The sequence below is a fragment of the Paraburkholderia sp. C35 genome (assembly GCF_003121405.1).
Classification (GTDB): domain Bacteria; phylum Pseudomonadota; class Gammaproteobacteria; order Burkholderiales; family Burkholderiaceae; genus Paraburkholderia.
Map to the genome: position 1 here is coordinate 61464 of NZ_QBUY01000028.1, position 21968 is coordinate 83431.

Below are 21968 nucleotides of genomic sequence, written 5' to 3' on the forward strand. Positions count from 1 at the left end.
GTCGCTCAGGCGCGCCGCGCGGTGGATGCGCGGCGCATAACGCGATTTCGTCCCGCTCAGTAGGCGCCCGTCGCCAGCTGATGATCGAAACGGCCCTGCTCCAGTGCGTCGACGAAGGCGCTCGCGTAGTCTTCCGCCGAAATGCTGCTGTTGCCCTGCGCATCGACGATCAGCGCGTTCGCGCCCGTACGGAACGTGCCCTTGCGCTCGCCCGGCGCGATCAGCGCTGCCGGCGCGAAGAAGGTCCAGTCGAGATCGCCGGCGGCACGAAAACGCGGCAGCACGTCGCGATGTGCGAGCGCGATCGGCTTGTACGCATCGGGGAAGCCTTCCGTGTCGACCAGTTGCTTGCCCGGTGCAACTTCGAGCGAACCCGCGCCGCCCACCACCACCAGCCGCTTGACGCCCGCGGCGCGCGTGCCTTCGATCAGCGCGCGCGTGGCCTTGCCGATTACCGCGACATCGTCCATCGGCGGCGCATAGGCGCTCGCGACCACATCATGACCGCGCGCGCCTGCTGCGACGCTCGCCGCATCTGTCACATCGGCCTGGACCGCTGTGAGGTTCGCGATGTCGGTCGGGACGCGCTCGGGGTTGCGCGTCAGTGCCGTCACCTGATGCCCGCGGCGCGCCGCTTCCGCCGCGATGCGCGAACCGATCATGCCCGTTGCGCCAAACAGCGCGATCTTCAGTGCCTTGCTCATATCCGTGTTCCTTTCACTTAAATGTAACTACATCGATTACATATCTTGTTAATAAAAAACGGGGCAAGCCCCGCACGGCGTATCGCCACTACGTTCAACCATCCGCCACCTTGCGTTTGCGTTCTCGCGCACGCTCCGCACGTACGACGTCGGCCGTTGTGTCAGCCAGTGTACGCGACGCAAGCGACGCTTCGAGCGCCTGTTGCGCATCGCCGATGATGCACGTCAACACCGTCTGGATGTTGCGCCCGACCATGCAGGCAGGATTGGGCGTCTCACGATGCATGGCGAACAGTTGCGCGTCGTCGACAGCGCGGTAGACGTCGAGCAGCGTGATGTCCCCAGGCTCGCGCGCCAGCAGCGCGCCGCCGCCCGAGCCTAGCTGCGAAGTGGTGAGACCCGCTTGCGCGAGCATCGCCAGCAACCTGCGGATCAGCACGGGGTTCGTGTTCACGCTGCCGGCGATCATCTCCGACGACAGCGGCACACCTTCCTGCTGCGACAGCAAGGCGAGAACATGAACCGCGAAGGCAAACCGGCTACTCGTATTCACAACGCTGGATCATCCGATGCGCATGCAACGCGCGAGACGTCACGCCGCCGATACAGCGGCGATGTGTAATCATGATAGTTACAGATAACACGCCGGTCAAGCGCGGGATTATTTGTCCATCTGCTTCTGGGCGTCGCTGTTATCGGACGATGACGGCTGCGAATTCGCCGATGCATCGCTCGACCACTTCTGCAGCTTCTGCCCCGCCGATTCGAGACCCGCGCCCGTCGAACTCACCGCCTTGTTGACGGCCGCGTTGGTGGCGCTCGCGGCGTTGTCGAAGTTGGCGCGCGCCTGCGAGGCGAGCGCATTCGGATCGAGATTGATCGTGGGCATGGATGCAGCCGAATCCAGATTCTGCTGCGCGGTGGCCTTGGCGGCGTCCACCTGCTGGCCGACGTAGCTCGCCGCCTGGTCGAGTTTCTGGCCGGCCTGCTGCGAAAGATCGTCGAGCTTGGCCTGGCCCGCCGATGCATCGTTCTTCTGGCAGGCAGCGAGGCCTGCGAGCAGCATGGCGGCGAAGACCGTGGTACGGACGAGCGGATGGCGTGAGATGAATTTCATACTTGTGGTAGAGCCGCTGCGAGCGGCTTCGTCATGCGAAAACGCCTCAATGATACGCCGTTGCGCGTGACGGACTCCTCCATCTCAACCGCGAAGCCGGCGCGCTCGAATGCTCGCCTTGCGCTGATACTGACGTCTGCCGTCAACTCAAGCGCCCCCGCAGCGCGCGCCTGCGCTTCGAGACGCGCGAGCAGCACTGCCGCAAGCCCTTGCCCCATAAAGGCCGGCCCGACATAGAGCATCTCGATGTGATGGGTGGGATGCAGTTGCCCGAAACCGGCAGGCAGATCACCACGCATGGCGACGAGCGTCACGCCGCGTGCAAGGCGAGCGCCGAATGCGTCGGCATCGTCGGCGGCGGCCGCCCATGCCGTGCGCGCAGATGTGTCATAACCGGCTGCGGCCCGCACCGCATCGCGAAACAGCGTGGCGAGCGGCACGGCATCCGCGTCCTGAAACGGGCGGATCACGAAAGAAGCGGAATCGGTCATGCGTTCTCGATGTTGTCAACGACCCTGAGGTAGACTGGCCGACGTTCGACGTGTTCCCTCAACAACCGGAGGCATGCGATGGCAGCAAAGAAGATTCTGTTCCTGACGGGCGACTTCGCCGAGGATTACGAAACGATGGTGCCGTTCCAGGCACTCCAGGCAGTCGGCCATACCGTCGATGCCGTCTGTCCCGGCAAGCGTGCCGGCGAACGCATCAAGACGGCGATCCACGATTTCGAAGGCGATCAGACCTACACCGAAAAGCCTGGCCACCAGTTCACACTGAACGCGACCTTCGACGACATCGATCCGTCGCAATACGACGCGCTGGCAATCGCAGGCGGACGCGCGCCGGAGTATCTGCGTCTCAACGCAAAAGTGATTGACGTGGTGCGCTCGTTCGCCGAAAGCAAAAAACCGGTTGCCGCGATCTGCCACGCCGCACAGTTGCTCGCCGCCGCCGACGTGATTCGCGGCAAGCGCATTTCCGCGTATCCCGCGTGCGCGCCGGAAGTGAAACTGGCAGGCGGCGACTACGCCGACATTCCTGTCGATGCCGCCGTCACCGACGGCAATTTCGTCACGGCGCCCGCGTGGCCCGCGCATCCGGAATGGCTGCGGCAGTTCCTTGTCGTGCTCGGCACGCGCATCGAACTTTGATCTGTCTCAAGGCCGGCGCTGCAACCGGCCTGTCAATCCGACACCACTCACCCAGTTTAAGAGTTTTCTGATTTGTCGGACCGGTACTGCCTTCTACAGTCGCGGGTTGACTTCGGAAGGCTCTACTATGGATCTCACTAACTGGGTGATCATTCTTGCCGTCGCGCTGATTTCGCTGACCTTCTTCTGCTCGCGCGCACCCGCAAACTGGTCGATTGAAAACCGCGCCCGACGTTTCACGGGCACCCGCCTGCTCGTGCAAGCCGTGCTGTCGTTCTGGGCCGCCCTGCTCATCATCGCGCACGGTCTCTTCGAACTGGATTTCCGGGCCGCTCACCTGTCTCCCACGATGCTCCTCGCCGGCGCGCTGGTTCTGATCGTCGCCAGCGGCTACTGGGCGGTCCGCGGCCGCGAACTGCTCAAGCCGCGCCGCCGCTTCTCCGCCTCCTGAACGCCTTGCATGCGCTGAGGGCCGCTCACGCGCTAGCGCGCGTCCGCCCGCAGCGCCTGCGCATCGCCTGCCGTGGCCACGTCGCGTTCTTCCTCGCGTGAAGGCGCAGCGACATCGGGCAGCGACAGATAAAACGTCGTGCCCACATCTTCCGTCGATTCCGCCCACACCCGCCCGCCGTGCCGCTCGACCATGCGGCGCACCAGCGCAAGCCCGATACCCTCGCCCGCGGCCACGTTGCCGTGCAGCCGCTGGAACGCGCTGAACAGACGCGGCATCGCAATGGCGGGGATGCCCAATCCGTTGTCCTTCACGTAGAAGATCCGCAGCGTTTGCACGCCGGGCGGCGCCGGCGCCGTGCCGATCTCGACGATGCCCGCGCGCTCCGGACTCAGATAGTTGATCGCGTTGCCGATCAGGTTGGCGAAGATCTGTTCGAGTGCGGTCGGGTCGCCCCACACCGGCGGCAGCGCCTGCACGATCCCGCGCGCGCGGCGATCGCGGATCGTGGCCTGCATCGCGTCGATCACGCGTTGCACGATGTCGCGTACCTCCACCTGCTGACGCCGGTACTCGACGCGCCCCACCCGCGACAGCCGCAGCAACGCGTCGATGATGTGCGACGCGCGCAGCACGGCCGTCTGCAGAAAATGCAGCGCTTCGCCGATGTCCTCGCTGATCAGCCGTTCGACATGCTCGCGTTGCTGCGCGGTCAGCGAAGACTGACGCACGGCTTCGCGCAGATCGTCGCAGGCATGCGTGAGCTCCTTCGAGAAGCCCTGCAGGTTCACGAGTGGCGCACGCAGATCGTGCGACACGCTGTAGATAAAGGTCTCGTTTTCCTGAGTCTGCTGACGCAGCGTTTCGTTGGTCTGCGCCAACTCGGCCGCGTGCCGGCCGAGATCGGATTGGAAACGCGCCTGCTGCCGCTCCGCTTCGAGCAGCCGCCGGCTGGTCACATGCAAGGTGAGATCGAGGCGTGCGATTTCGTCGTTGCCGGGCGTGAGCGGCGCAAGCGGCTCATTGCTGGCAAGCCGGCTGGCATTGTCCGATAGCAGCGCAAGCCGGCCGCGCACGCCGCGCGCGAAGATCCAGAACGCAATCGCGACGAACACCAGCGAGCCGATCACCGCCGCGACGATCAACGATTGCTGCCGCTCGCGCGCCTCCGCGGCTTCGGCCGAGCGCACCGAGTCGAGCCGCCGCTCTTCCGCCTGAAACGCGGCGATCTGTGCGCGAAAGCTGTCGAGCACATCCGTCGCGGCGAGATCGTTGAAACGCTGCAGCACGTCTCGCCGGCGCCCGGAACGCATCAGATCCTGCACGCGGTCCGCCCATTGGCGGTACGCCTGCACTGACTGGCGAATCTGCGCGGCGCGCTCGACCTGAGTGGGATTGTCGGACACCAGCTCGGCGAGCCGGTCGATGCGGCGATCGACGTCCATCCAGAACATCACGGGCGTCGACGTATCACGCGTGCCGCTGACGACGGCGCCGCGCAGCCGCACCGATTCCAGCAGCACGGGCGCGCGAATGCTGGCCGTCTGGCGCAGCACGTCCTCGCTATGCATGCTCCAGTGCTCGGCCTGCTCGGCATCCGACTGCGCCTTCATCAACCCCGACAGCAACGCCAGTTCGAACACGGCGGGTATCGCAATCAGCAGCAGGCCTTTGGTCGTCAGTCTCATGCGGGCGCCGGGAGAGTCGGAAACCGGCGGGTCGCGCCGGGGACGGCACATTATGTCGGCGATTGGCGCCAATGACAAAGACGGGCGCGAACGGACGGGCGTCAATCTGGTGCAGCGCGCAGTGACGCGGATCGCGCACGATAACATCAGCTGGCGGAGCGATTGCTGCGGGCTTTCTTCAGGCGTCGCTCGTTATTATTTCGTAGGACAACATTAAGGAAATCATAGGAATATGCCCGTTTTTGGGATACCCGCGTGCCCCATTTCCGTTCTATTGCACGTTAATAGTGCGATACGGGTCACGATGCAGATCGCAAACGGGCTTCCCAAGCGCTATTAGACACATCACCAGCCCATTCCAGTGCAGGATCGCACCGACTGCACGCGTTTTCGCCTCCATTTGGCCCACTTCTTGCGTTCGATGCCCGCTTTTTGCGCATCGCAGGATTCCAACGGATGGACAGTCTGAAAACCGGCACCGATACCCTCTTCCTTCTGCTCGGCGCGGCCATGGTGCTCGCGATGCACGCAGGCTTCGCGTTCCTCGAACTCGGTACGGTCCGCAAAAAGAACCAGGTCAACGCGCTAGTGAAAATCCTCGTCGACTTTTCGGTATCGACGATCGCCTATTTCTTCATCGGCTACACGATCGCTTATGGCGTGCAGTTCTACGGCAGCGCCGAGACACTGGCCCAGCACAACGGCTACGCACTCGTGCGCTTTTTCTTCCTGCTGACTTTCGCCGCCGCGATTCCCGCGATCGTCTCGGGCGGTATCGCCGAGCGCTCGAAGTTCAACCCGCAGCTGTTCGCGACCTTCGTGCTGGTCGGCTTCATCTATCCGTTTTTCGAAGGCATCGTGTGGAATGGTCACTACGGCATCCAGACGTGGCTGACCAACGCGCTCGGCGCGCCGTTCCATGATTTCGCCGGTTCCGTGGTGGTGCACGCGTTCGGCGGCTGGGTCGCGCTGCCCGCCGTGATGCTGCTCGGCGCGCGCCATGGCCGCTATACGCGCGACGGACGCATCGCCGCGCATCCGCCGTCGAACATTCCGTTTCTCGCGCTCGGCGCGTGGGTGCTGGCCGTCGGCTGGTTCGGCTTCAACGTGATGAGCGCCCAGACCATCGACAAGATCAGCGGCCTCGTCGCCGTCAACTCGCTGATGGCGATGGTCGGCGGCACGCTGACAGCGTGGCTCGCGGGCCGCAACGACCCAGGCTTCACCTACAACGGGCCGCTTGCCGGACTGGTCGCCGTGTGCGCCGGCTCGGATGTGATGCATCCGCTCGGCGCGCTGATGACGGGCGCCGTCGCGGGCGTGCTGTTCGTCTATATGTTCACCATCGTGCAAAACCGCTGGCGCATCGACGACGTGCTCGGCGTATGGCCGCTGCACGGCCTGTGCGGCGCCTGGGGCGGCATCGCCGCGGGCATTTTCGGCCTGCACGCGCTCGGCGGACTGGGCGGCGTGTCGTTCGCGGCGCAGGTGATCGGCACGCTCGGCGGCGTGGTGTTCGCAACGCTCGGCGGCACCGTCGTTTACGGCGCGATCCGCCTGACCGTCGGCTTGCGCATCGACCAGGAAAACGAATACAACGGCGCGGATCTGTCGATCCACAAGATCACCTCGACGCCGGAGCGCGAAACGGTCGGCTGAACGACGCGGGGGGTACGGTCGCGGTGCGGGCATCATCGTTCCGGCATGCACGCGCGCCAATGTTAGACTGGCGCGCGCCGGAGACGGCATTCTCTGAACCCGCGCTCGCGGCCGATGATGCCTGCTTCGCCCGGAACTGCGGATCTTGCAGCGTCACGCCTTGCCGCAGTCCGGTTCGTCGATGTTCGGCTTTCCAGACTCGCTCATGTATCTGTCCATTCTTGCCGTCGGTATTGGTGGCGCACTCGGTGCGCTGCTCCGCTGGGTGCGCGGTCTGCGTCTGAACGCCGTGTTTCCGGCGCTGCCGCTCGGCACACTCGCGTCGAACGTGATCGCGGGCTATGTGATCGGCGTGGCCGTCGCGTACTTCGGACGCAATCCGCAGATCGCACCCGAATGGCGCCTGTTCATCATCACGGGCCTGATGGGCGGGCTGTCGACCTTCTCCACCTTCTCGGCCGAAGTGGTCCAGCAGCTGCAGGAAGGCAGGCTCAACTGGGCAGCCGGCGAAATCGCGATTCATGTGACAGCATCCGTCATCGCGACGGTGCTCGGCATCGCCACGGTCGCCCTGGCCACGCGCTAGATGTGCGCTGGATACGCGCCGCCGGGCAGCGCAGACAGTGATGACTGACACCTGCCGTTCATCAAAAGATCATGACCGAACGCTGCCGCGCGGCTGGTGCGTGGCTGTATCATCGTCGTCATATGTGGCGGGCATCGTGATGGTCATCCGGTCATGCGTGCACCGCCGCCGACCGCGCGGCGAGCATCGCATCGCCGCAACACAGGCTTGTGCCGGGCGGCGCGCAGCGCCCGTTCCGTGCGCGGGCCTTGCAAGCCAGCCGGGGACCGCTTGAAGTACAGATATCTTTCGCGTCGTTCATTCCAGCCGCTGCGGCGCAGCGCTGAGGAACTGTCGTTTGCGTTTTCGGAATTGCTCGCCCAGCCGCTCAGCCGGCCGGAGGCCGCCATGCGCTTCGAAACGCTGTGGAACGAAGTCAATGATGCTGCGCAGTCGTGCGTCGACAGCGACGCCGCCTTTACCTACATCGCGTTGCTGCACAGCATGGATCAGCGCTGGCGGTTTCTGCGATCGATGAACTAGCGGGCCGGGCGAACGTGTCTTCCGATCCGTCCCGCGAACCGCCAGCCGATGCGCCAGCACGGCCGCCCCGCTCCGCCGACGAGATCGAAAAGGACTTTCTGGATCTGATGATGTCGGGCATTCCGCCCGAGATCGCGCACGACAAGTTCGAACGCCTCTGGGACGAGACGAACGCGCTGGCGGCCGCGGCGATGATGACGTCGCAGGCGCTTCCCTATATCGCGCTGCTCAAGCGCATGCACGTGGCCTTCGCCGGGCGTTATCCGCGCCGCAGCGTGTGAGCGGCGGCGAGCGACACAATGCGGCGACATCGCGCCGCCGCATTGCGCTTACGACTTCGCGGGACGTCCCGTCTTCACTGCTTCGAGTTCCTGCACGGCGGCGAGCAAGCGCTTGGCGGGCGAAACCGCGAGCAGATTCAGGCCGGCGCGCAGCAATTCGCTCTTCTTCACGGAGAGGCCCGCGTCGAGACAACGCTGCTTCAACTCGGCGATCTTCGCGTAGTCGGACTTCGGCATCGTGAAGCTGTCGCGGACGACCTTCTCCTTCTCTTTTTCCTTCTTCACGCGCGGCTTCTTTTCCGCAACAACAGCGGGTGCAGCGGCTGTGCTCGCAGCCTTTGCCGTCCTGGCGGGCTTCGCTTCCTTGACGTCCTTTACTTCCTTTACATCCTTCACCACCTTCGGTGCCTTCACTGCTTTCGCAGGCTTCGCATCCGCCGGGGCGGCCGCCTTGCTCGCAGGCTTGGCTGCCTTCACCTGCTTGACGGCCTTTGCCGTTTTTGCCGGTTTTGCGGTCTTCGCTGCTTTTGCACTGCGAGCCGTCCGCGGCGCCTTCGGCGCTGCCGCTGCTGCTTCTGGCGTGCTTGCGGGTGCTTCAGCCGTCACTTCTTTCTTGTCAGCCGATGCTGCACGTGCCGTTTTCGCCGACGGCTTCTTCACCTCGGCAGCCGGCTCTTTCGCGCTCTTCGGAAAATGGAAGGCTTTTTTTGTGGGTTCCTTGATTCGTGGCGTGCTCATCTCGATTCCTCGGTAACGGTATTAAAACGGTATAAACAGTATATACGGTTTTAGGCGTATTACTTCTCACCGCGAAACCAGCACTCGCCCTATGCTTCGTGCAATAGCTGCACGGCTTCGCGCCGCCGCTGCTTGCGCTGTTCTTTCAGATAGACGAGCGCCGTATGCGCATCGGATTGATCGGCAAACAGACCGACGTTGTCGCGCAACAGCGCGACACTCGCGCTCGCGTCGTTGAGTTCGCCGAAGCACTGCTGCATCTTCTTGAGTCGCTTCAACAGATGTTCGTGGCTGGCGTCGTCGAGCACGGGGCCGAAGAACTCGATCAGATAGCGGACCTTCTTCCCCGCCTTGCGCACGTCGTGCAGCATGTCGTAATCGGCGCGCTTCGCACGCGATGCCTTGCGCATGCGTTTTCGCAGCGACTTCTCGGCAGCGCGCACGCGCTTGCCTGCAAACTTCTGCAATGCGTGCCGCTCGGGTGCGGTGTTCAATTCCTTCGCCGTGCTTGCAAGCGCGCTGTGCAGCACATCACGGATGTCCGCGTTGACGAGCGTTTCGCGGCTCGTCGCGAGCGCCCGCTCGCGTGCTTCGCGCAGGCTCGCGGACGCGGCATCGGACACGTCGTGAGTCGCATCGGCGGGATTGTCGGCATGACGGGCGGCGAGCAGTTCGAGCAGGATGTCCCAGTCGCGTGTGCGGCCGGCGGCATCGGCGAGAAAGCGATACAGCGCGCGTTGGCGGGTGTTTTCCGGTTTGTCGAGCAGAGGCCGGTACGCCCACCACAACGAACGCAGACGCCGCAGCGCGACGCGCAACTGATGCAGTGATTCGGGTGAAGCGTCGCTGTGAATCGACGCGTTGTGCGAGAGCGCCGCTTCGACCAGCGGCGCAGCGAGCGCGGCAAACGTCGATTCTGCCTGCGGCTCGTCGCCAGATGCGGCGACGGCGGGCGTGCGATCGTCGTGTTTCATGGGGCCTCGTATCGGGAGCGACGGCGAGTTGCCTTTGCCGGAGATGTCTGAGATGCCTTGCGATGCATCGATCGATGCAATCGACATCATACGCTTTCGGCACCACGCCAGAACCGCAGAACCGGCGCTGCGCCTATTTGCCCTGCGGCAGATTGTGCGCAGCGAAGGTCGGCAGATCCATCGCGAGACAGAAGCCATCGCCCGCCGCGAGCACGCAGTCGCCGGGCAGCATGACGCCCTCGTCGCGCGGCGGCTTGCGGCGCAACGCGGCGACGCCCTGAATCCAGCGCCGGAACGCCGGCAACGGCCAGCCGCGCAGCGCGACATCGGCGGCGTCGACTTCGATGTCGTCTTCCTGCAGCCAGCCGCCGATATAGTTACGCGCGCGCAACTGAAAAGGCTCCATCTGCGAAACGTTCGCAAGATCGTCGCGCTCGCTGCCGTTCGCGACGCTCTCGCCCGCGACCAGGTAAATGAAATAGTGCGGCGCGAGGATCGGCATGGTCGCGCCGATGTCGATCACGCCGCCTTCGATGCGCCGCTCGGGCAACGCCAGCTCGTGCGCGTCGGGCGCCGTGTGCGCACACAGATCTGTCAGCTTGACGCGTAGTGCTTGAAGTTTTTGCCTGCATGCATTCGTCCAGCGCTGCTCGGCGTCGTCGAGATCGAGTTCGAGCGTGGCCGCTTCGTTCAGATGCACGGCCTTCGCATCGGCGAGCGCGCGCCGCGCCTCGATGATCGCCTTCGGCGCGCTCAGCGAGATATAGCGCGACAACTCGCGGCTGACGTCGTTGTCGTCGATACGGTATTCGAGCAGGCACCAGCGCAACGACGGATCGTGCATGGCCGCGTCGGTGCGTGCGACACGCAGGCCGAGCGCCGTCGTCGCGTACAGATATTCGACCGTCTTGCGCGTGACGGGCGCGAGCGGTTGCAGTGCTGCCGGATCAGGCTGGCGGAGATTCAGGGTGTCCATGTTCGCTCCCGTGTCGGGTGTTCACGTTGCCGCGTGGCGCTCGTCAGCGCCGTTGCCATAGCTGGCAAAACAGCTGGCAAATCTGGCGAGCGACACGCAGCGATACCCCTGCACAGCTAAAACTACGCCATCTGCATAACAGTCTTCATTTCACCTCCGGAAATGCACCACGTAAATCGACGGGCACGCGGGATGCGCGATGCATCCCGTGGACTTCCAAAGGAGGAAATCATGACCACACTTGACCCGAAAATGAACCCCGCACGAGGCGGCGCAGGCATCGTCGGCGGTGGCGTGGGCGAGGGTCCGGGGCCGGAAGTGATGGCCGCGGCAACCCTGGATGGCAACAAGGTCATCTCGGCGGACGGCGAACACGTCGGCAAGATCTCGGACATCATGCTCGACGTGCGCAGCGGACGCATCGCGTATGCGGTGCTATCGGAAGGCGGTTTCCTCGGCATGGGCAGCAACCTGCACGCGATTCCATGGAGCGCGCTGACACTCGATACCGACGAAAAAGTGTTTCTCGTCGACATCAGCGCACAGCGGATCAAGGATGAGCCAGGGTTCGACAAGGATCACTGGCCGTCGATGGCCGACGAAACCTGGGGCACGCAAATGCACCAGTACTACAACCGCGATCCGTACTGGACGGCGACCTCGATCGATCCGGCCGTGGATCCCGCTGTGGATCCCGTCACGTTGCGCGATCGCGGGCTGTGATCGTCGCGCTCGAACGCCACGGCGGTTCGTGCCGCTGATGGATTCCTGAAACGACGTTTCGGCGGCTGTCCTCGCGGACAGCCGCCGCTTGATCTGGTCGACTCAGGCATGGCGTTGGATCGAACACGGCAGATCAACGCGAAGTTATGCCAGATGGTTTGTGCGAACCCAACATTAGCGTAATCAGTATTACGCGCAAAACGATTCGCGCTGCCCGCTGACGCCCGTCCTGTCAAGCTGTGCAGGTCACGGGAGCGCTGTCGGCATGGTCATTGCAATGGATGGCTACGCCAGACAGGAGACTGACATGCTGCACCACTTTCCGGATGCAACCGCGCCGAAATCGTTCCGCACGACCACTATCGCTTCTATTGCCGCGCTCGCACTGGCCATTGTGTGCGGCATCGGCATTGCCGCGTTCACCGGACTTCTGCCCCAATCGGAGGAAGTCGCCGTGAAGATGACCACGACGCCACTGATCGACATCTGGCGCAGCGACGACACGCTTTCCGGCGCCCGCTCTGAACGCGAGACTTCCGTCCTGCCTGACTAGCGCGTCGTATCGACTGACACGCCTCGACACTCCGACACTCTGCCGTCGCGGGCGCGCTTTTTCAGCGCGCCCCGCCCATCTTTCAGTGGAATTCACACAACGCACCCGTCGACCGTACAAAATACGGGCATAAAAAAAAGGCGCCATGTTTCCATGGCGCCTTCAAAAAGTTCTAGCCATTCCGAGGGCCGTGCTAGAACCTGAGAGACGGTACTGCGATACGCTCCGAAAGCGGCATACTTGCTGCGGGTTTACACGCGCGATTAATGCGGGCTTTCGAAATATAGTTCCATTTTTTATGGTAATGCTGACTAAGTCAAGCAAAATTTAATCTGCGTGGAAGGTCTAAAAATTACCGCCGTATACAATGAATCATCGTAGGAAAAACGGAACTTGGGCCCTGCTGAGAGGGGGTCCGAGGCGCGTCCGGCAGGTATACCTGCCGGGGCGTGTTCCACAAATCTGAAATAACGTTTCATAAAAACCACATGAACCAGTCAACGACGCGTCCGGCCACCCCAGATTCCATGAAGGAAAAAGAGGGTTCCGGCGACGAGGTCACCGCACTCGCACGCGGCCTGACAGTGCTCCGGCGAATCGCGGCCGCCGACGCCCCGCTGTCCAATCGCGAGCTGACCGAACTGACGGGGATTCCAAAACCGACCGTGTCGCGCATTACCGCGACCCTCGTGAGCGCCGGCTTCCTGTTCCGTCTGCCCGACAGCGAGCGCTTCGTGCTCACATCGTCGGTGCTGGAACTGAGCAACGGCTTCCTGCGCAACTTCGACATCCGCGCCCGCTCGCGGCCGTTCCTGATCGAACTGGCCGAGCGCACTTCCCTCTCCGTGCATCTCGCCGTGCGCGACCGGCTCGACATGGTCGTCATCGACGCGATCAAGCCGCGCTCCGCCGTGCTGGTGTCGCGCCTCGACGTCGGCTCGCGCATGGACCTGAGCCGCACCGCCGTGGGTCGCGCCTACCTGTCGGCCCTGGCCGAGAGCGACCGGCAAAACCTGCTGATCGGCCTGCAGGCGGCGGCCGGCGACGACTGGGGCAACATCAGCGCCCGGCTCGACGCGGCACTGCGCGAAACCGACGCGCAGGGCTTCGCGATCGCGACGGGCGAATGGCACGAGGGCCTCAACGCCGTCGCGGCGGGCTTCATCGGGCCGTCGGGCGAGCGTTACGCCGTCACCTGCGGCGGCTCCGCGCATCAATGTCCGCGCGACTGGCGGGGGGCGCGCGCGGCGCCCGCCCTGCTCGAGACCATCGACCGGATCGTGCGCGAGATCGGCGGCACGCCGGGACGCCGGCTCGAAGACTGAGCATCGCGCGAAAAAAACACCACTGCGCGCCGCGCGGTGAACCCTCCCGCCGATCCGACATCTGACTGACACACGGCTTTCGAATTGACGAAATCCGTGTAACAGTCGTAATCCGCCGAAAAATACGCCGCTGGACTGTAACTCGGCGCGGGACGTAGCATCATGCTTTCCCGCGCGCCCGGGGACGCTGCGACCTTGCAGTCTGTGCCTCTCAGGCGCAAGCGCGCCGACAGCGACATGGAAGGCGGGACGGGAGCGACGAGCGTCAGCACGGCCAACAGGGAGGAGCCGTCAATCACGCCGACCACGCACCTGCCGCTTCGCGCGGCCGCCGTCACGTCACGGTCATCGCGGTGAATCACGCATCAATTAGTATCGCGCGGCATGCGCGACCGACAGGAATCAACAGGATCCGGCGCGCTGCGGAACACTGCCGCGCACGCATCGCACGTTTGCATCATTAAGCCAGCCACCTGATCGAACCGATGGACGAACAAAAAAAACAGCCTGAACATTCACGCAACGCCGCGCCCGCCACCCCGCCTTCTGGTGGCGAACCCGGTCCCGGCGCCGTCAAACGGCATCGCGGCCGCACGATCGCGGTGATCGTCGCCGTCGTGCTGGTCGCGGGCATCGTGCTGGTGCGCTGGCACCCGTGGAACAAGAATGCGGCAGGCGCCAGCGCAGCAGCGGGCGCCAGCGGCGCGCAGGCAGGACGCGCAGGCGGCGGCCGCCGCGGCGGTGGCGCCGGCGGCATGAACCAGCCGCAACCCGTCCACGTCGCCACCGTCAAGCAGGGCGAAATGCCCGTGGTGCTGAACGCGCTCGGCACGGTCACGCCGCTCGCGAACGTCACCGTGCGCACGCAGCTGACTGGCACGCTGCAGACGGTCGCGTTCCAGGAAGGCCAGATGGTCAAGAAAGGCGACCTGCTCGCGCAGGTCGATCCGCGTCCGTACGAGATCAACCTGGCCAATGCCCAGGGCACGCTCGCCAAAGACACGGCGCTGCTGCAAACGGCGCGTCTCGATCTGAAGCGCTATCAGACGCTGCTCGCGCAAGACTCGATCGCGAGCCAGCAGGTCGATACGCAGGCGTCGCTGGTCAAGCAGTACGAAGGCCAGGTGAAGTCCGATCAGGCCAACATCGACACCTACAAGCTCGACCTCACCTACGCGCGCATCACGGCGCCCGTCTCCGGCCGCGTCGGCCTGCGTCAGGTCGATGCCGGCAACTACGTGACGCCCGGCGACACCAACGGCGTGGTCGTGATCACGCAACTGCAGCCGATCAGCGTGATCTTCACCACGTCCGAAGACAACCTGCCCGCCATTCTCAAAGGCATGCGCTCGAACCAGAAGATGTCGGTGACGGCGTACGACCGCAGCAACACCACGTCGCTCGAAGCGGGCTATCTGGAAACCATCGACAACCAGATCGACACCACCACGGGCACGGTGAAGCTGCGCGCGACCTTCCAGAACAACGGCGGCATGCTGTTCCCGAACCAGTTCGTCAACACGCGCCTGCTGGTGGATGTCGTGAAGGACGCCGTGATCGTGCCGACCTCGGCCGTGCTGAACGGCTCGATGGGCGCGTTCGTCTACGTCGCGAAGCCGGACAACACGGTCACCGTGCGCGCGGTCAAGGTCGGCCCGGTCGACGGCGAGCGCACCAGCATCGCGTCGGGTCTCGAGGTTGGCGAGCGTGTCGTGATCGACGGCTCGGCCCGCCTGAAGGAAGGCGCGAAGATCACCATTCCGGCTGACCGTCCGCGTGGCGCGTCGGGTGCATCGGGCGCGCGCGCCGCGGCGGGCGCTTCGGGTGCATGGGCGGCGTCGGGAACGCATCGGCATAAGCACGCGTCGCAGACGGCGGCAGAATAAGGCACGGCTGATACCGCATGAATCCATCCCGCGCCTTTATCCTGCGCCCGGTCGGCACCGCCCTTCTGATGGCGGCGATCATGCTGGTCGGGCTCGTCGCACTGCGTTTCCTGCCGCTTTCGGCACTGCCTGAAGTCGATTACCCGACCATCCAGGTACAGACCTTCTATCCGGGCGCGAGCCCCGATGTGATGACGTCCTCCGTGACGGCACCGCTCGAACGCCAGTTCGGGCAGATGCCGTCGCTGAACCAGATGTCGTCGCAAAGCTCGGCCGGTTCGTCGATCATCACGCTGCAGTTCAGCCTCGATCTGCCGCTCGATGTCGCCGAACAGGAAGTCCAGGCGGCCATCAACGCGGCGGGCAACCTGCTGCCGTCCGATCTGCCTGCACCGCCGATCTACGCCAAGGTCAATCCCGCCGACGCGCCGATTCTCACGCTCGCGATCACGTCGAAGACACTGCCGCTCACGCAGATTCAGGACATCGCAGATACGCGCCTCGCGCAGAAGATTTCGCAGGTGGCGGGCGTCGGTCTCGTGAGTCTGTCGGGCGGCCAGCGCCCTGCCGTGCGCATTCAGGCCAATCCGCGCGCGCTCGCGTCGTACGGGCTGAATCTCGACGATCTGCGCACCACCATTTCGAACCTGAACGTCAATACGCCGAAGGGCAATTTCGACGGCCCGTCGCGCGCGTACACCATCAACGCGAACGACCAGCTGACGGACGCCGACGCGTACAAGACGGCTGTCGTCGCGTACAAGAACGGCCGCCCGGTGATGCTGACCGACGTCGCGACCATCGTGTCGGGCGCGGAGAACACGAAGCTCGGCGCGTGGGTGAACAACACGCCCGCCATCATCCTGAACGTGCAGCGCCAGCCGGGCGCGAACGTGATCCAGGTGGTCGACAGCATCAAGAAGCTGCTGCCTTCGCTGCAGCAGTCGCTGCCTGCCGCGCTCGACGTGGAGGTCGTCACCGACCGCACCACCACGATCCGCGCATCCGTGCGCGACGTGCAGTTCGAACTGCTGATGTCGGTCGTGCTGGTCGTGCTGGTGATGTATCTGTTCCTCGCGAACATCTACGCGACCATCATTCCGAGTCTGTCCGTGCCGCTCTCGCTGATCGGCACGCTGGCCGTGATGTATCTGTGCGGCTTCTCGCTCGACAATCTCTCGCTGATGGCCTTGACCATCGCGACCGGCTTCGTGGTCGACGATGCCATCGTGATGATCGAGAACATCGCGCGCTATGTCGAGGAAGGCGAATCGCCTTTGGAGGCCGCGCTGAAAGGCTCGAAGCAGATCGGCTTCACGATCATCTCGCTGACGGTGTCGCTGATCGCCGTGCTGATCCCGCTGCTCTTCATGGGCGACGTGGTCGGCCGGCTGTTCCACGAGTTCGCGATCACGCTCGCGGTGACCATCGTGATTTCGGCCGTGGTGTCGCTCACGCTGGTGCCGATGATGTGCGCGAAGCTGCTGCGCCACACGCCGCCGAAGGAAAGCCACCGTTTCGAGGCGCGCGCGCACGCGGCGATCGACTGGGTGATCGCGCGCTATGCCGTCGCGCTCGAATGGGTGCTCGACCGGCAACGTTCGACGCTGGTGGTCGCCCTGCTGACGCTGGTGCTGACGGGCGTGCTGTACGTGTACATTCCGAAGGGCTTTTTCCCGACTCAGGACACGGGCGTGATCCAGGCGATCACGCAGGCGCCGCAGTCGGTGTCGTATGCGTCGATGGCCGAACGCCAGCAACTGCTTGCCACCGAGATCCTGAAGAATCCGAACGTCGAAAGCCTGACCTCGTTCATTGGTGTAGACGGCAGCAACATCACGCTGAACAGCGGCCGCATGCTGATCAACCTGAAGCCGCGCGACGACCGCGACGCGACGGCGAGCGACGTGATCCGCCAGTTGCAGCGCGACACGTCGCACATTCCGGGCGCGACGCTCTACATGCAGCCGGTGCAGGATCTGACCATCGATTCCACGGTCAGTCCGACGCAGTACCAGTTCATGCTGACCGATCCGAATATCGACGAGTTTTCGACGTGGGTGCCGAAGCTGATGGACCGGCTCGCACAGTCGCCGGAAATCGTCGACGTCGCGACCGATCTGCAGAACAACGGGCAATCCGTGTATGTGGAAATCGACCGGGCTTCGGCGGCGCGCTACGGCATCACGCCCGCCACGGTCGATAACGCGCTCTATGACGCGTTCGGCCAGCGCATCATCTCGACGATCTTCACGCAGTCGAACCAGTACCGCGTGATTCTCGAAGCGCAGCCGACCATGCAGCATTACACCGAGTCGCTGAATTCGATCTATCTGCCGTCGTCGACATCGTCGGGCGGACAGGTACCGCTCAATTCGATTGCGAGCTTCCATGAACAGCCGGCGCCGCTGCTGGTCACGCACCTGAGCCAGTTCCCGGCCACGACGGTGTCGTTCAACCTCGCGCCGGGCGCGTCGCTCGGCGAGGCCGTGAAGGCAATCGAACAGGCGGAAAAGGACATCGGCCTGCCCGCTTCGTTCCAGACGCGCTTCCAGGGCGCGGCGCTCGCGTTCCAGGCGTCGCTATCGAACGAACTGTTCCTGATCCTCGCCGCCATCGTCACGATGTATATCGTGCTCGGCGTGCTGTATGAGAGCTTCGTGCATCCCATCACGATTCTTTCGACACTGCCGTCGGCGGGCGTCGGCGCCCTGCTCGCGTTGCTCATCACGGGCCACGATCTCGACATCATCGGCATTATCGGTATCGTGCTGCTGATCGGTATCGTGAAGAAGAACGCGATCATGATGATCGACTTTGCGCTCGAAGCGGAGCGTGAGCACGGCAAGCCGCCGCGCGAAGCGATCTATCAGGCGTGTCTGCTGCGCTTCCGCCCGATCCTGATGACGACCATGGCGGCACTGCTCGGCGCGCTGCCGCTGATGCTCGGCACGGGCGCGGGTTCGGAACTGCGCCGGCCGCTCGGTATCGCGATTGCGGGCGGTCTGATCGTCAGCCAGTTGCTGACGCTCTTCACGACGCCCGTGATCTATCTCGGCTTCGATTCGATTGCGCGGCGTTTGCGTGCGCGTTTTCATCGTGACAGCGGCGACGGACAAACCCGCCCGCCCGTCACCGATGCCGACGTCTGAATGAAGAGGCCGAACCGATGAATCTGTCGCGCCCCTTCATCCAGCGCCCGGTTGCCACCACGCTGCTTGCCATCGGCATTGCGCTGGCGGGCCTGTTTGCGTTTTCGAAGCTGCCGGTGGCGCCATTGCCGCAGGTGGACTTCCCGACGATCTCGATTCAGGCGAGCCTGCCGGGCGCGAGTCCGGAAACGGTCGCGACCAGTGTGGCGAGTCCGCTCGAACGGCATCTCGGCACCATCGCCGACGTTACCGAGATGACCTCGTCGAGTTCGGTCGGCTCGGCGCGCATCACGATGCAGTTCGGCCTGAACCGCAATATCGACGGCGCAGCCCGCGATGTGCAGGCGGCCATCAACGCGGCGCGCGCCGACCTGCCCGCGAGCCTGCGCTCGAACCCGACGTATCACAAGGTCAACCCCGCCGACGCGCCGATCCTGATTCTCGCGCTCACGTCGAAGACGATGACGGCGGGCCAGCTGTACGACTCGGCGGCCACCGTGCTGCAGCAGTCGCTGTCGCAGGTGGACGGCATCGGCGAAGTGGACGTGAGCGGTTCGGCGAATCCGGCCGTGCGCGTCGAACTGGAGCCGCAGGCGCTCTTCCACTACGGCATCGGTCTCGAAGACGTGCGCGCGGCGCTGGCTTCGGCGAATGCGAACAGCCCCAAAGGTTCGATCGAATTCGGGCCGAACCGCGTGCAGCTTTACACCAACGACCAGGCGAAGAAAGCATCGCAATACAAGGATCTCGTCATCGCGTATCGCAACGGTGCCGCCGTGCATCTGTCCGATGTGTCCGAAGTGGTCGATTCCGTCGAAGACTTGCGCAACCTCGGCCTGATCAACAACCAGCGCTCGGTGCTCGTGATCCTGTACCGGCAGCCGGGCGCGAACATCATCGAAACCGTCGACCGCGTGAAGGCGATGATTCCGCAGCTGAAGGCGTCGCTGCCCGCCGCCGTCGAAGTCATCCCGACCGCCGACCGCTCCACCACGATTCGCGCGTCGCTGCAGGACACGCAGTACACGCTGATGATCGCCGTCGCGCTGGTCGTGATGGTAGTGTTCCTGTTCCTGCGCAACTGGCGCGCGACGCTGATACCGAGCGTGGCCGTGCCGATCTCGATCATCGGCACGTTCGCGGCGATGTACCTGCTCGGCTTTTCGATCGACAACCTGTCGCTGATGGCGCTGACCATTGCGACGGGCTTCGTGGTGGACGACGCCATTGTCGTGCTGGAGAACATCGAGCGGCACATCGAGAACGGCATGCCGCGCATGAAGGCGGCCTTTGTCGGCGCGCGCGAAGTCGGCTTCACGGTGATGTCGATCAGCATTTCGCTGGTCGCGGTGTTTCTGCCCATTCTGCTGATGGGCGGCATCGTCGGGCGGCTGTTCCGCGAGTTCGCGCTGACATTGTCGCTGGCCATTGGCGTGTCGCTGATCGTGTCGCTGACGCTCACGCCGATGATGTGTTCGCGCCTGCTGTTCGAGCCACACGAAAAGAAGGAAGAAGGCCGCTTTGCGCAGTGGCTCGAACGCGGCTTCGACTGGATGCAGCGCGGCTATGCGCGCACGCTCAGCTGGTCGCTGTTGCATCCGCGGTTGATCCTGCTCGTGCTGATCGCGACGATCGGGCTGAACGTGTACCTGTACATCATCGTGCCGAAGGGCTTTTTCCCGCAGCAGGACACCGGGCGCCTCGTGGGCGGCATACAGGCCGATCAGTCCACCTCCTTCCAGGCGATGAAGTTCAAGTTCTCCGAGATGATGAAGATCGTCCAGGCGAACCCTGCCGTCGATAGCGTGGTCGGCTTCACGGGCGGACGGCAGACCAACTCGGGCTTCATGTTCGTGTCGCTCAAGCCGAAGAGCGAGCGCAGGATCTCGGCCGATCAGGTGATCCAGCAGTTGCGCGGGCCGCTATCGGAAGTCGCGGGCGCGCGCACGTTCCTGCAGGCGGTGCAGGACATTCGCGTCGGCGGGCGGCAATCGAATGCGCAGTATCAGTTCACGCTGCTCTCCGACACCACGGCCGATCTGTACAAATGGGCGCCGCTCCTGACGGAAGCGCTGCAGAAACGTCCCGAACTCGCAGACGTCAATTCCGACCAGCAGCAAGGCGGTCTCGAAGCGATGGTGACGATCGACCGCGCGACGGCGGCGCGTCTGAATATCAAGCCCGCGCAGATCGACAACACGCTCTACGACGCATTTGGCCAGCGGCAGGTATCGACCATTTACAACCCGCTGAACCAGTATCACGTCGTGATGGAAGTGGCGCCGAAATACTGGCAAAGCCCGGACATGCTCAAGCAGGTGTGGGTGAGCACATCGGGCGGCAGCGCAAGCGGTTCGCAGTCGACCAACGCGACGGCGGGCACGGTGACTTCGGCGGCGACGTCGAGCGCTTCGACGGGCGGCACGGGCGCCACCAGCGCGACGAGTGCGGCGGCCGTTGCGGGCGATGCTGCGCGCAATCTGGCGAACAACTCGATCGCGGCGAGCGGCAAGTCGAGCGCATCGACGGGAGCGGCTGTATCGACGTCGAAGGAAACGATGATTCCGCTGTCGGCGATCGCGAGCTTCGGGCCTGGCAATACGCCGCTCGCGGTGAATCACCAGAGCCAGTTCGTGGCATCGACGATCTCGTTCAACCTGCCGCCGGGCGTGTCGCTATCGCAGGCGACGGACATCATCTACCAGACCATGGGCGAGATCGGCATGCCGGGGACCATTCACGGCAGTTTCCAGGGCACGGCGCAGGCGTTCCAGCAGTCGATGTCGGATCAGCCGATCCTGATTCTCGCGGCGTTGGCGGCGGTGTATATCGTGCTGGGGATTCTCTACGAGAGTTATATCCATCCGTTGACGATTCTGTCGACGTTGCCTTCTGCTGGTGTCGGTGCGCTGCTTGCTTTGCTGCTGTTCAATACCGAGTTCAGCATCATTGCGTTGATTGCCGTGATCCTGCTGATCGGTATCGTGAAGAAGAACGCGATCATGATGGTGGATTTTGCGATCGATGCTTCACGGCAGGGGCGGTCTTCGCGTGATGCGATCGAGCAGGCGTGTTTGCTGCGGTTTCGGCCGATCATGATGACGACTTGTGCAGCGCTACTTGGGGCGTTGCCGCTGGCGTTTGGGCGCGGTGAAGGGGCGGAGCTGCGGGCGCCACTTGGGCTTGCTATCGTCGGCGGGTTGATCGTTAGTCAGATGCTTACGCTCTATACCACGCCGGTTGTCTATCTTTATATGGATCGGTTTCGGGTGCGGTGGGAAGGTCGGCGGAGCAAGGGTGCTCAGGGGGTTGTTGGGTAAGTGGGGTTTTTTTGTTGTCTGCGACGCTGGTATTCGGTTTTTTGTTTTTTGCTGGCGTCCGCGGTTTGTTAGTGGTGCTTCAGGCGTTGCCCCTGTGCGGGGCGGCACCTACTTTTCTTTGCCGCCGCAAAGAAAAGTAGGCAAAAGAAAGCGGGCTAACAC

Annotated in this window: 20 protein-coding genes; 12 read left to right on the plus strand and 8 right to left on the minus strand. The window is 63.8% G+C overall.

Annotated features, from left to right (window positions below):
- Positions 1 to 56: 56 nt before the first annotated feature.
- From DK391_RS18840 to DK391_RS18855, 4 genes are all read right to left on the minus strand, one after another.
- On the minus strand, positions 57 to 704 hold the full coding sequence (locus tag DK391_RS18840; protein ID WP_109479485.1) for an NAD(P)H-binding protein: 648 nt from the start codon (positions 702 to 704) through the stop codon (positions 57 to 59).
- A 94-nt stretch (positions 705 to 798) separates the two neighbouring features.
- Entirely contained in the window at positions 799 to 1257 is a 459-nt protein-coding gene (locus DK391_RS18845; protein WP_109479486.1) for an Rrf2 family transcriptional regulator, read from the minus strand.
- A gap of 108 nt (positions 1258 to 1365) precedes the next feature.
- Positions 1366 to 1770, minus strand: a complete 405-nt coding sequence (locus DK391_RS18850; protein ID WP_109479504.1) for a hypothetical protein — start codon at positions 1768 to 1770, stop codon at positions 1366 to 1368.
- 47 nt (positions 1771 to 1817) lie between these two features.
- A complete protein-coding gene (locus DK391_RS18855) occupies positions 1818 to 2312 on the minus strand; it encodes a GNAT family N-acetyltransferase (protein ID WP_109479487.1) in 495 nt (164 codons plus the stop codon).
- A gap of 78 nt (positions 2313 to 2390) precedes the next feature.
- Between DK391_RS18855 and DK391_RS18860 the strand changes: the two genes are divergently transcribed.
- Together DK391_RS18860 and DK391_RS18865 are read left to right on the plus strand one after the other, a co-directional pair.
- On the plus strand, positions 2391 to 2972 hold the full coding sequence (locus DK391_RS18860) for a DJ-1/PfpI family protein (RefSeq protein WP_109479488.1): 582 nt from the start codon (positions 2391 to 2393) through the stop codon (positions 2970 to 2972).
- 127 nt (positions 2973 to 3099) lie between these two features.
- A complete protein-coding gene (locus DK391_RS18865) occupies positions 3100 to 3423 on the plus strand; it encodes a hypothetical protein (protein ID WP_109479489.1) in 324 nt (107 codons plus the stop codon).
- A gap of 32 nt (positions 3424 to 3455) precedes the next feature.
- Here the strand turns inward: DK391_RS18865 and DK391_RS18870 are convergent, their stop codons facing one another.
- Positions 3456 to 5111 (minus strand): sensor histidine kinase, encoded by a 1656-nt coding sequence (locus DK391_RS18870; RefSeq protein WP_109479490.1) that lies wholly within the window; start codon positions 5109 to 5111, stop codon positions 3456 to 3458.
- A 456-nt stretch (positions 5112 to 5567) separates the two neighbouring features.
- On the opposite strand from DK391_RS18870, the gene DK391_RS18875 reads away from it, so the two are divergent.
- The 4 genes from DK391_RS18875 to DK391_RS18890 all read left to right on the plus strand — a co-directional run bounded on the left by DK391_RS18875 (position 5568) and on the right by DK391_RS18890 (position 8159).
- The gene (locus tag DK391_RS18875; protein WP_109479491.1) at positions 5568 to 6770 is read left to right on the plus strand and encodes an ammonium transporter; all 1203 of its coding nucleotides are present in this window, start codon (positions 5568 to 5570) and stop codon (positions 6768 to 6770) included.
- Positions 6771 to 6975: 205 nt separating this feature from the next.
- Complete coding sequence (crcB, locus tag DK391_RS18880; RefSeq protein WP_109479505.1) at positions 6976 to 7356, plus strand: fluoride efflux transporter CrcB; 381 nt, start codon at positions 6976 to 6978, stop codon at positions 7354 to 7356.
- 270 nt (positions 7357 to 7626) lie between these two features.
- Positions 7627 to 7878 (plus strand): hypothetical protein, encoded by a 252-nt coding sequence (locus tag DK391_RS18885; protein WP_109479506.1) that lies wholly within the window; start codon positions 7627 to 7629, stop codon positions 7876 to 7878.
- 14 nt (positions 7879 to 7892) lie between these two features.
- Positions 7893 to 8159, plus strand: coding sequence for a hypothetical protein (locus DK391_RS18890; protein ID WP_109479492.1), 267 nt, complete (start codon positions 7893 to 7895; stop codon positions 8157 to 8159).
- Between the two features lie 48 nt (positions 8160 to 8207).
- On the opposite strand, the gene DK391_RS18895 is transcribed toward DK391_RS18890, so the two are convergent.
- The 3 genes from DK391_RS18895 to DK391_RS18905 all read right to left on the minus strand — a co-directional run bounded on the left by DK391_RS18895 (position 8208) and on the right by DK391_RS18905 (position 10847).
- Positions 8208 to 8897 carry a hypothetical protein gene (locus DK391_RS18895; protein WP_109479493.1) on the minus strand — a complete coding sequence of 230 codons (690 nt, stop codon included), beginning with the start codon at positions 8895 to 8897 and terminating at the stop codon, positions 8208 to 8210.
- A gap of 89 nt (positions 8898 to 8986) precedes the next feature.
- Positions 8987 to 9871, minus strand: a complete 885-nt coding sequence (locus tag DK391_RS18900; protein WP_109479507.1) for a CHAD domain-containing protein — start codon at positions 9869 to 9871, stop codon at positions 8987 to 8989.
- 133 nt (positions 9872 to 10004) lie between these two features.
- On the minus strand, positions 10005 to 10847 hold the full coding sequence (locus tag DK391_RS18905; protein WP_109479494.1) for a hypothetical protein: 843 nt from the start codon (positions 10845 to 10847) through the stop codon (positions 10005 to 10007).
- 231 nt (positions 10848 to 11078) lie between these two features.
- On the opposite strand from DK391_RS18905, the gene DK391_RS18910 reads away from it, so the two are divergent.
- From DK391_RS18910 to DK391_RS18935, 6 genes are all read left to right on the plus strand, one after another.
- Positions 11079 to 11570, plus strand: coding sequence for a PRC-barrel domain-containing protein (locus DK391_RS18910; protein ID WP_109479495.1), 492 nt, complete (start codon positions 11079 to 11081; stop codon positions 11568 to 11570).
- Between the two features lie 265 nt (positions 11571 to 11835).
- Complete coding sequence (locus DK391_RS18915) at positions 11836 to 12123, plus strand: hypothetical protein (RefSeq protein ID WP_239482879.1); 288 nt, start codon at positions 11836 to 11838, stop codon at positions 12121 to 12123.
- A 488-nt stretch (positions 12124 to 12611) separates the two neighbouring features.
- The gene (locus tag DK391_RS18920; protein ID WP_109479497.1) at positions 12612 to 13448 is read left to right on the plus strand and encodes an IclR family transcriptional regulator; all 837 of its coding nucleotides are present in this window, start codon (positions 12612 to 12614) and stop codon (positions 13446 to 13448) included.
- A gap of 485 nt (positions 13449 to 13933) precedes the next feature.
- Complete coding sequence (locus tag DK391_RS18925) at positions 13934 to 15334, plus strand: MdtA/MuxA family multidrug efflux RND transporter periplasmic adaptor subunit (protein WP_109479498.1); 1401 nt, start codon at positions 13934 to 13936, stop codon at positions 15332 to 15334.
- A gap of 17 nt (positions 15335 to 15351) precedes the next feature.
- Complete coding sequence (locus tag DK391_RS18930) at positions 15352 to 18486, plus strand: MdtB/MuxB family multidrug efflux RND transporter permease subunit (RefSeq protein ID WP_109479499.1); 3135 nt, start codon at positions 15352 to 15354, stop codon at positions 18484 to 18486.
- A 17-nt stretch (positions 18487 to 18503) separates the two neighbouring features.
- On the plus strand, positions 18504 to 21806 hold the full coding sequence (locus DK391_RS18935) for an efflux RND transporter permease subunit (protein WP_109479500.1): 3303 nt from the start codon (positions 18504 to 18506) through the stop codon (positions 21804 to 21806).
- Positions 21807 to 21968 lie beyond the last annotated feature (162 nt).

What these genes read in the sequence shown, in the direction of transcription:
- DK391_RS18860 (WP_109479488.1), top strand. Translation starts at nt 2,391, where the DNA reads ATGGCAGCAAAGAAGATTCTGTTCCTGACGGGCGACTTCGCCGAGGAT.
- DK391_RS18870 (WP_109479490.1), bottom strand. Translation starts at nt 5,111, where the DNA reads ATGAGACTGACGACCAAAGGCCTGCTGCTGATTGCGATACCCGCCGTG.
- DK391_RS18905 (WP_109479494.1), bottom strand. Translation starts at nt 10,847, where the DNA reads ATGGACACCCTGAATCTCCGCCAGCCTGATCCGGCAGCACTGCAACCG.
- DK391_RS18850 (WP_109479504.1), bottom strand. Translation starts at nt 1,770, where the DNA reads ATGCTGCTCGCAGGCCTCGCTGCCTGCCAGAAGAACGATGCATCGGCG.
- DK391_RS18920 (WP_109479497.1), top strand. Translation starts at nt 12,612, where the DNA reads ATGAACCAGTCAACGACGCGTCCGGCCACCCCAGATTCCATGAAGGAA.
- DK391_RS18855 (WP_109479487.1), bottom strand. Translation starts at nt 2,312, where the DNA reads ATGACCGATTCCGCTTCTTTCGTGATCCGCCCGTTTCAGGACGCGGAT.
- DK391_RS18900 (WP_109479507.1), bottom strand. Translation starts at nt 9,871, where the DNA reads ATGAAACACGACGATCGCACGCCCGCCGTCGCCGCATCTGGCGACGAG.
- DK391_RS18840 (WP_109479485.1), bottom strand. Translation starts at nt 704, where the DNA reads ATGAGCAAGGCACTGAAGATCGCGCTGTTTGGCGCAACGGGCATGATC.
- DK391_RS18935 (WP_109479500.1), top strand. Translation starts at nt 18,504, where the DNA reads ATGAATCTGTCGCGCCCCTTCATCCAGCGCCCGGTTGCCACCACGCTG.
- DK391_RS18865 (WP_109479489.1), top strand. Translation starts at nt 3,100, where the DNA reads ATGGATCTCACTAACTGGGTGATCATTCTTGCCGTCGCGCTGATTTCG.
- DK391_RS18895 (WP_109479493.1), bottom strand. Translation starts at nt 8,897, where the DNA reads ATGAGCACGCCACGAATCAAGGAACCCACAAAAAAAGCCTTCCATTTT.
- DK391_RS18875 (WP_109479491.1), top strand. Translation starts at nt 5,568, where the DNA reads ATGGACAGTCTGAAAACCGGCACCGATACCCTCTTCCTTCTGCTCGGC.
- DK391_RS18910 (WP_109479495.1), top strand. Translation starts at nt 11,079, where the DNA reads ATGACCACACTTGACCCGAAAATGAACCCCGCACGAGGCGGCGCAGGC.
- DK391_RS18915 (WP_239482879.1), top strand. Translation starts at nt 11,836, where the DNA reads ATGGTCATTGCAATGGATGGCTACGCCAGACAGGAGACTGACATGCTG.
- crcB (WP_109479505.1), top strand. Translation starts at nt 6,976, where the DNA reads ATGTATCTGTCCATTCTTGCCGTCGGTATTGGTGGCGCACTCGGTGCG.
- DK391_RS18925 (WP_109479498.1), top strand. Translation starts at nt 13,934, where the DNA reads ATGGACGAACAAAAAAAACAGCCTGAACATTCACGCAACGCCGCGCCC.
- DK391_RS18930 (WP_109479499.1), top strand. Translation starts at nt 15,352, where the DNA reads ATGAATCCATCCCGCGCCTTTATCCTGCGCCCGGTCGGCACCGCCCTT.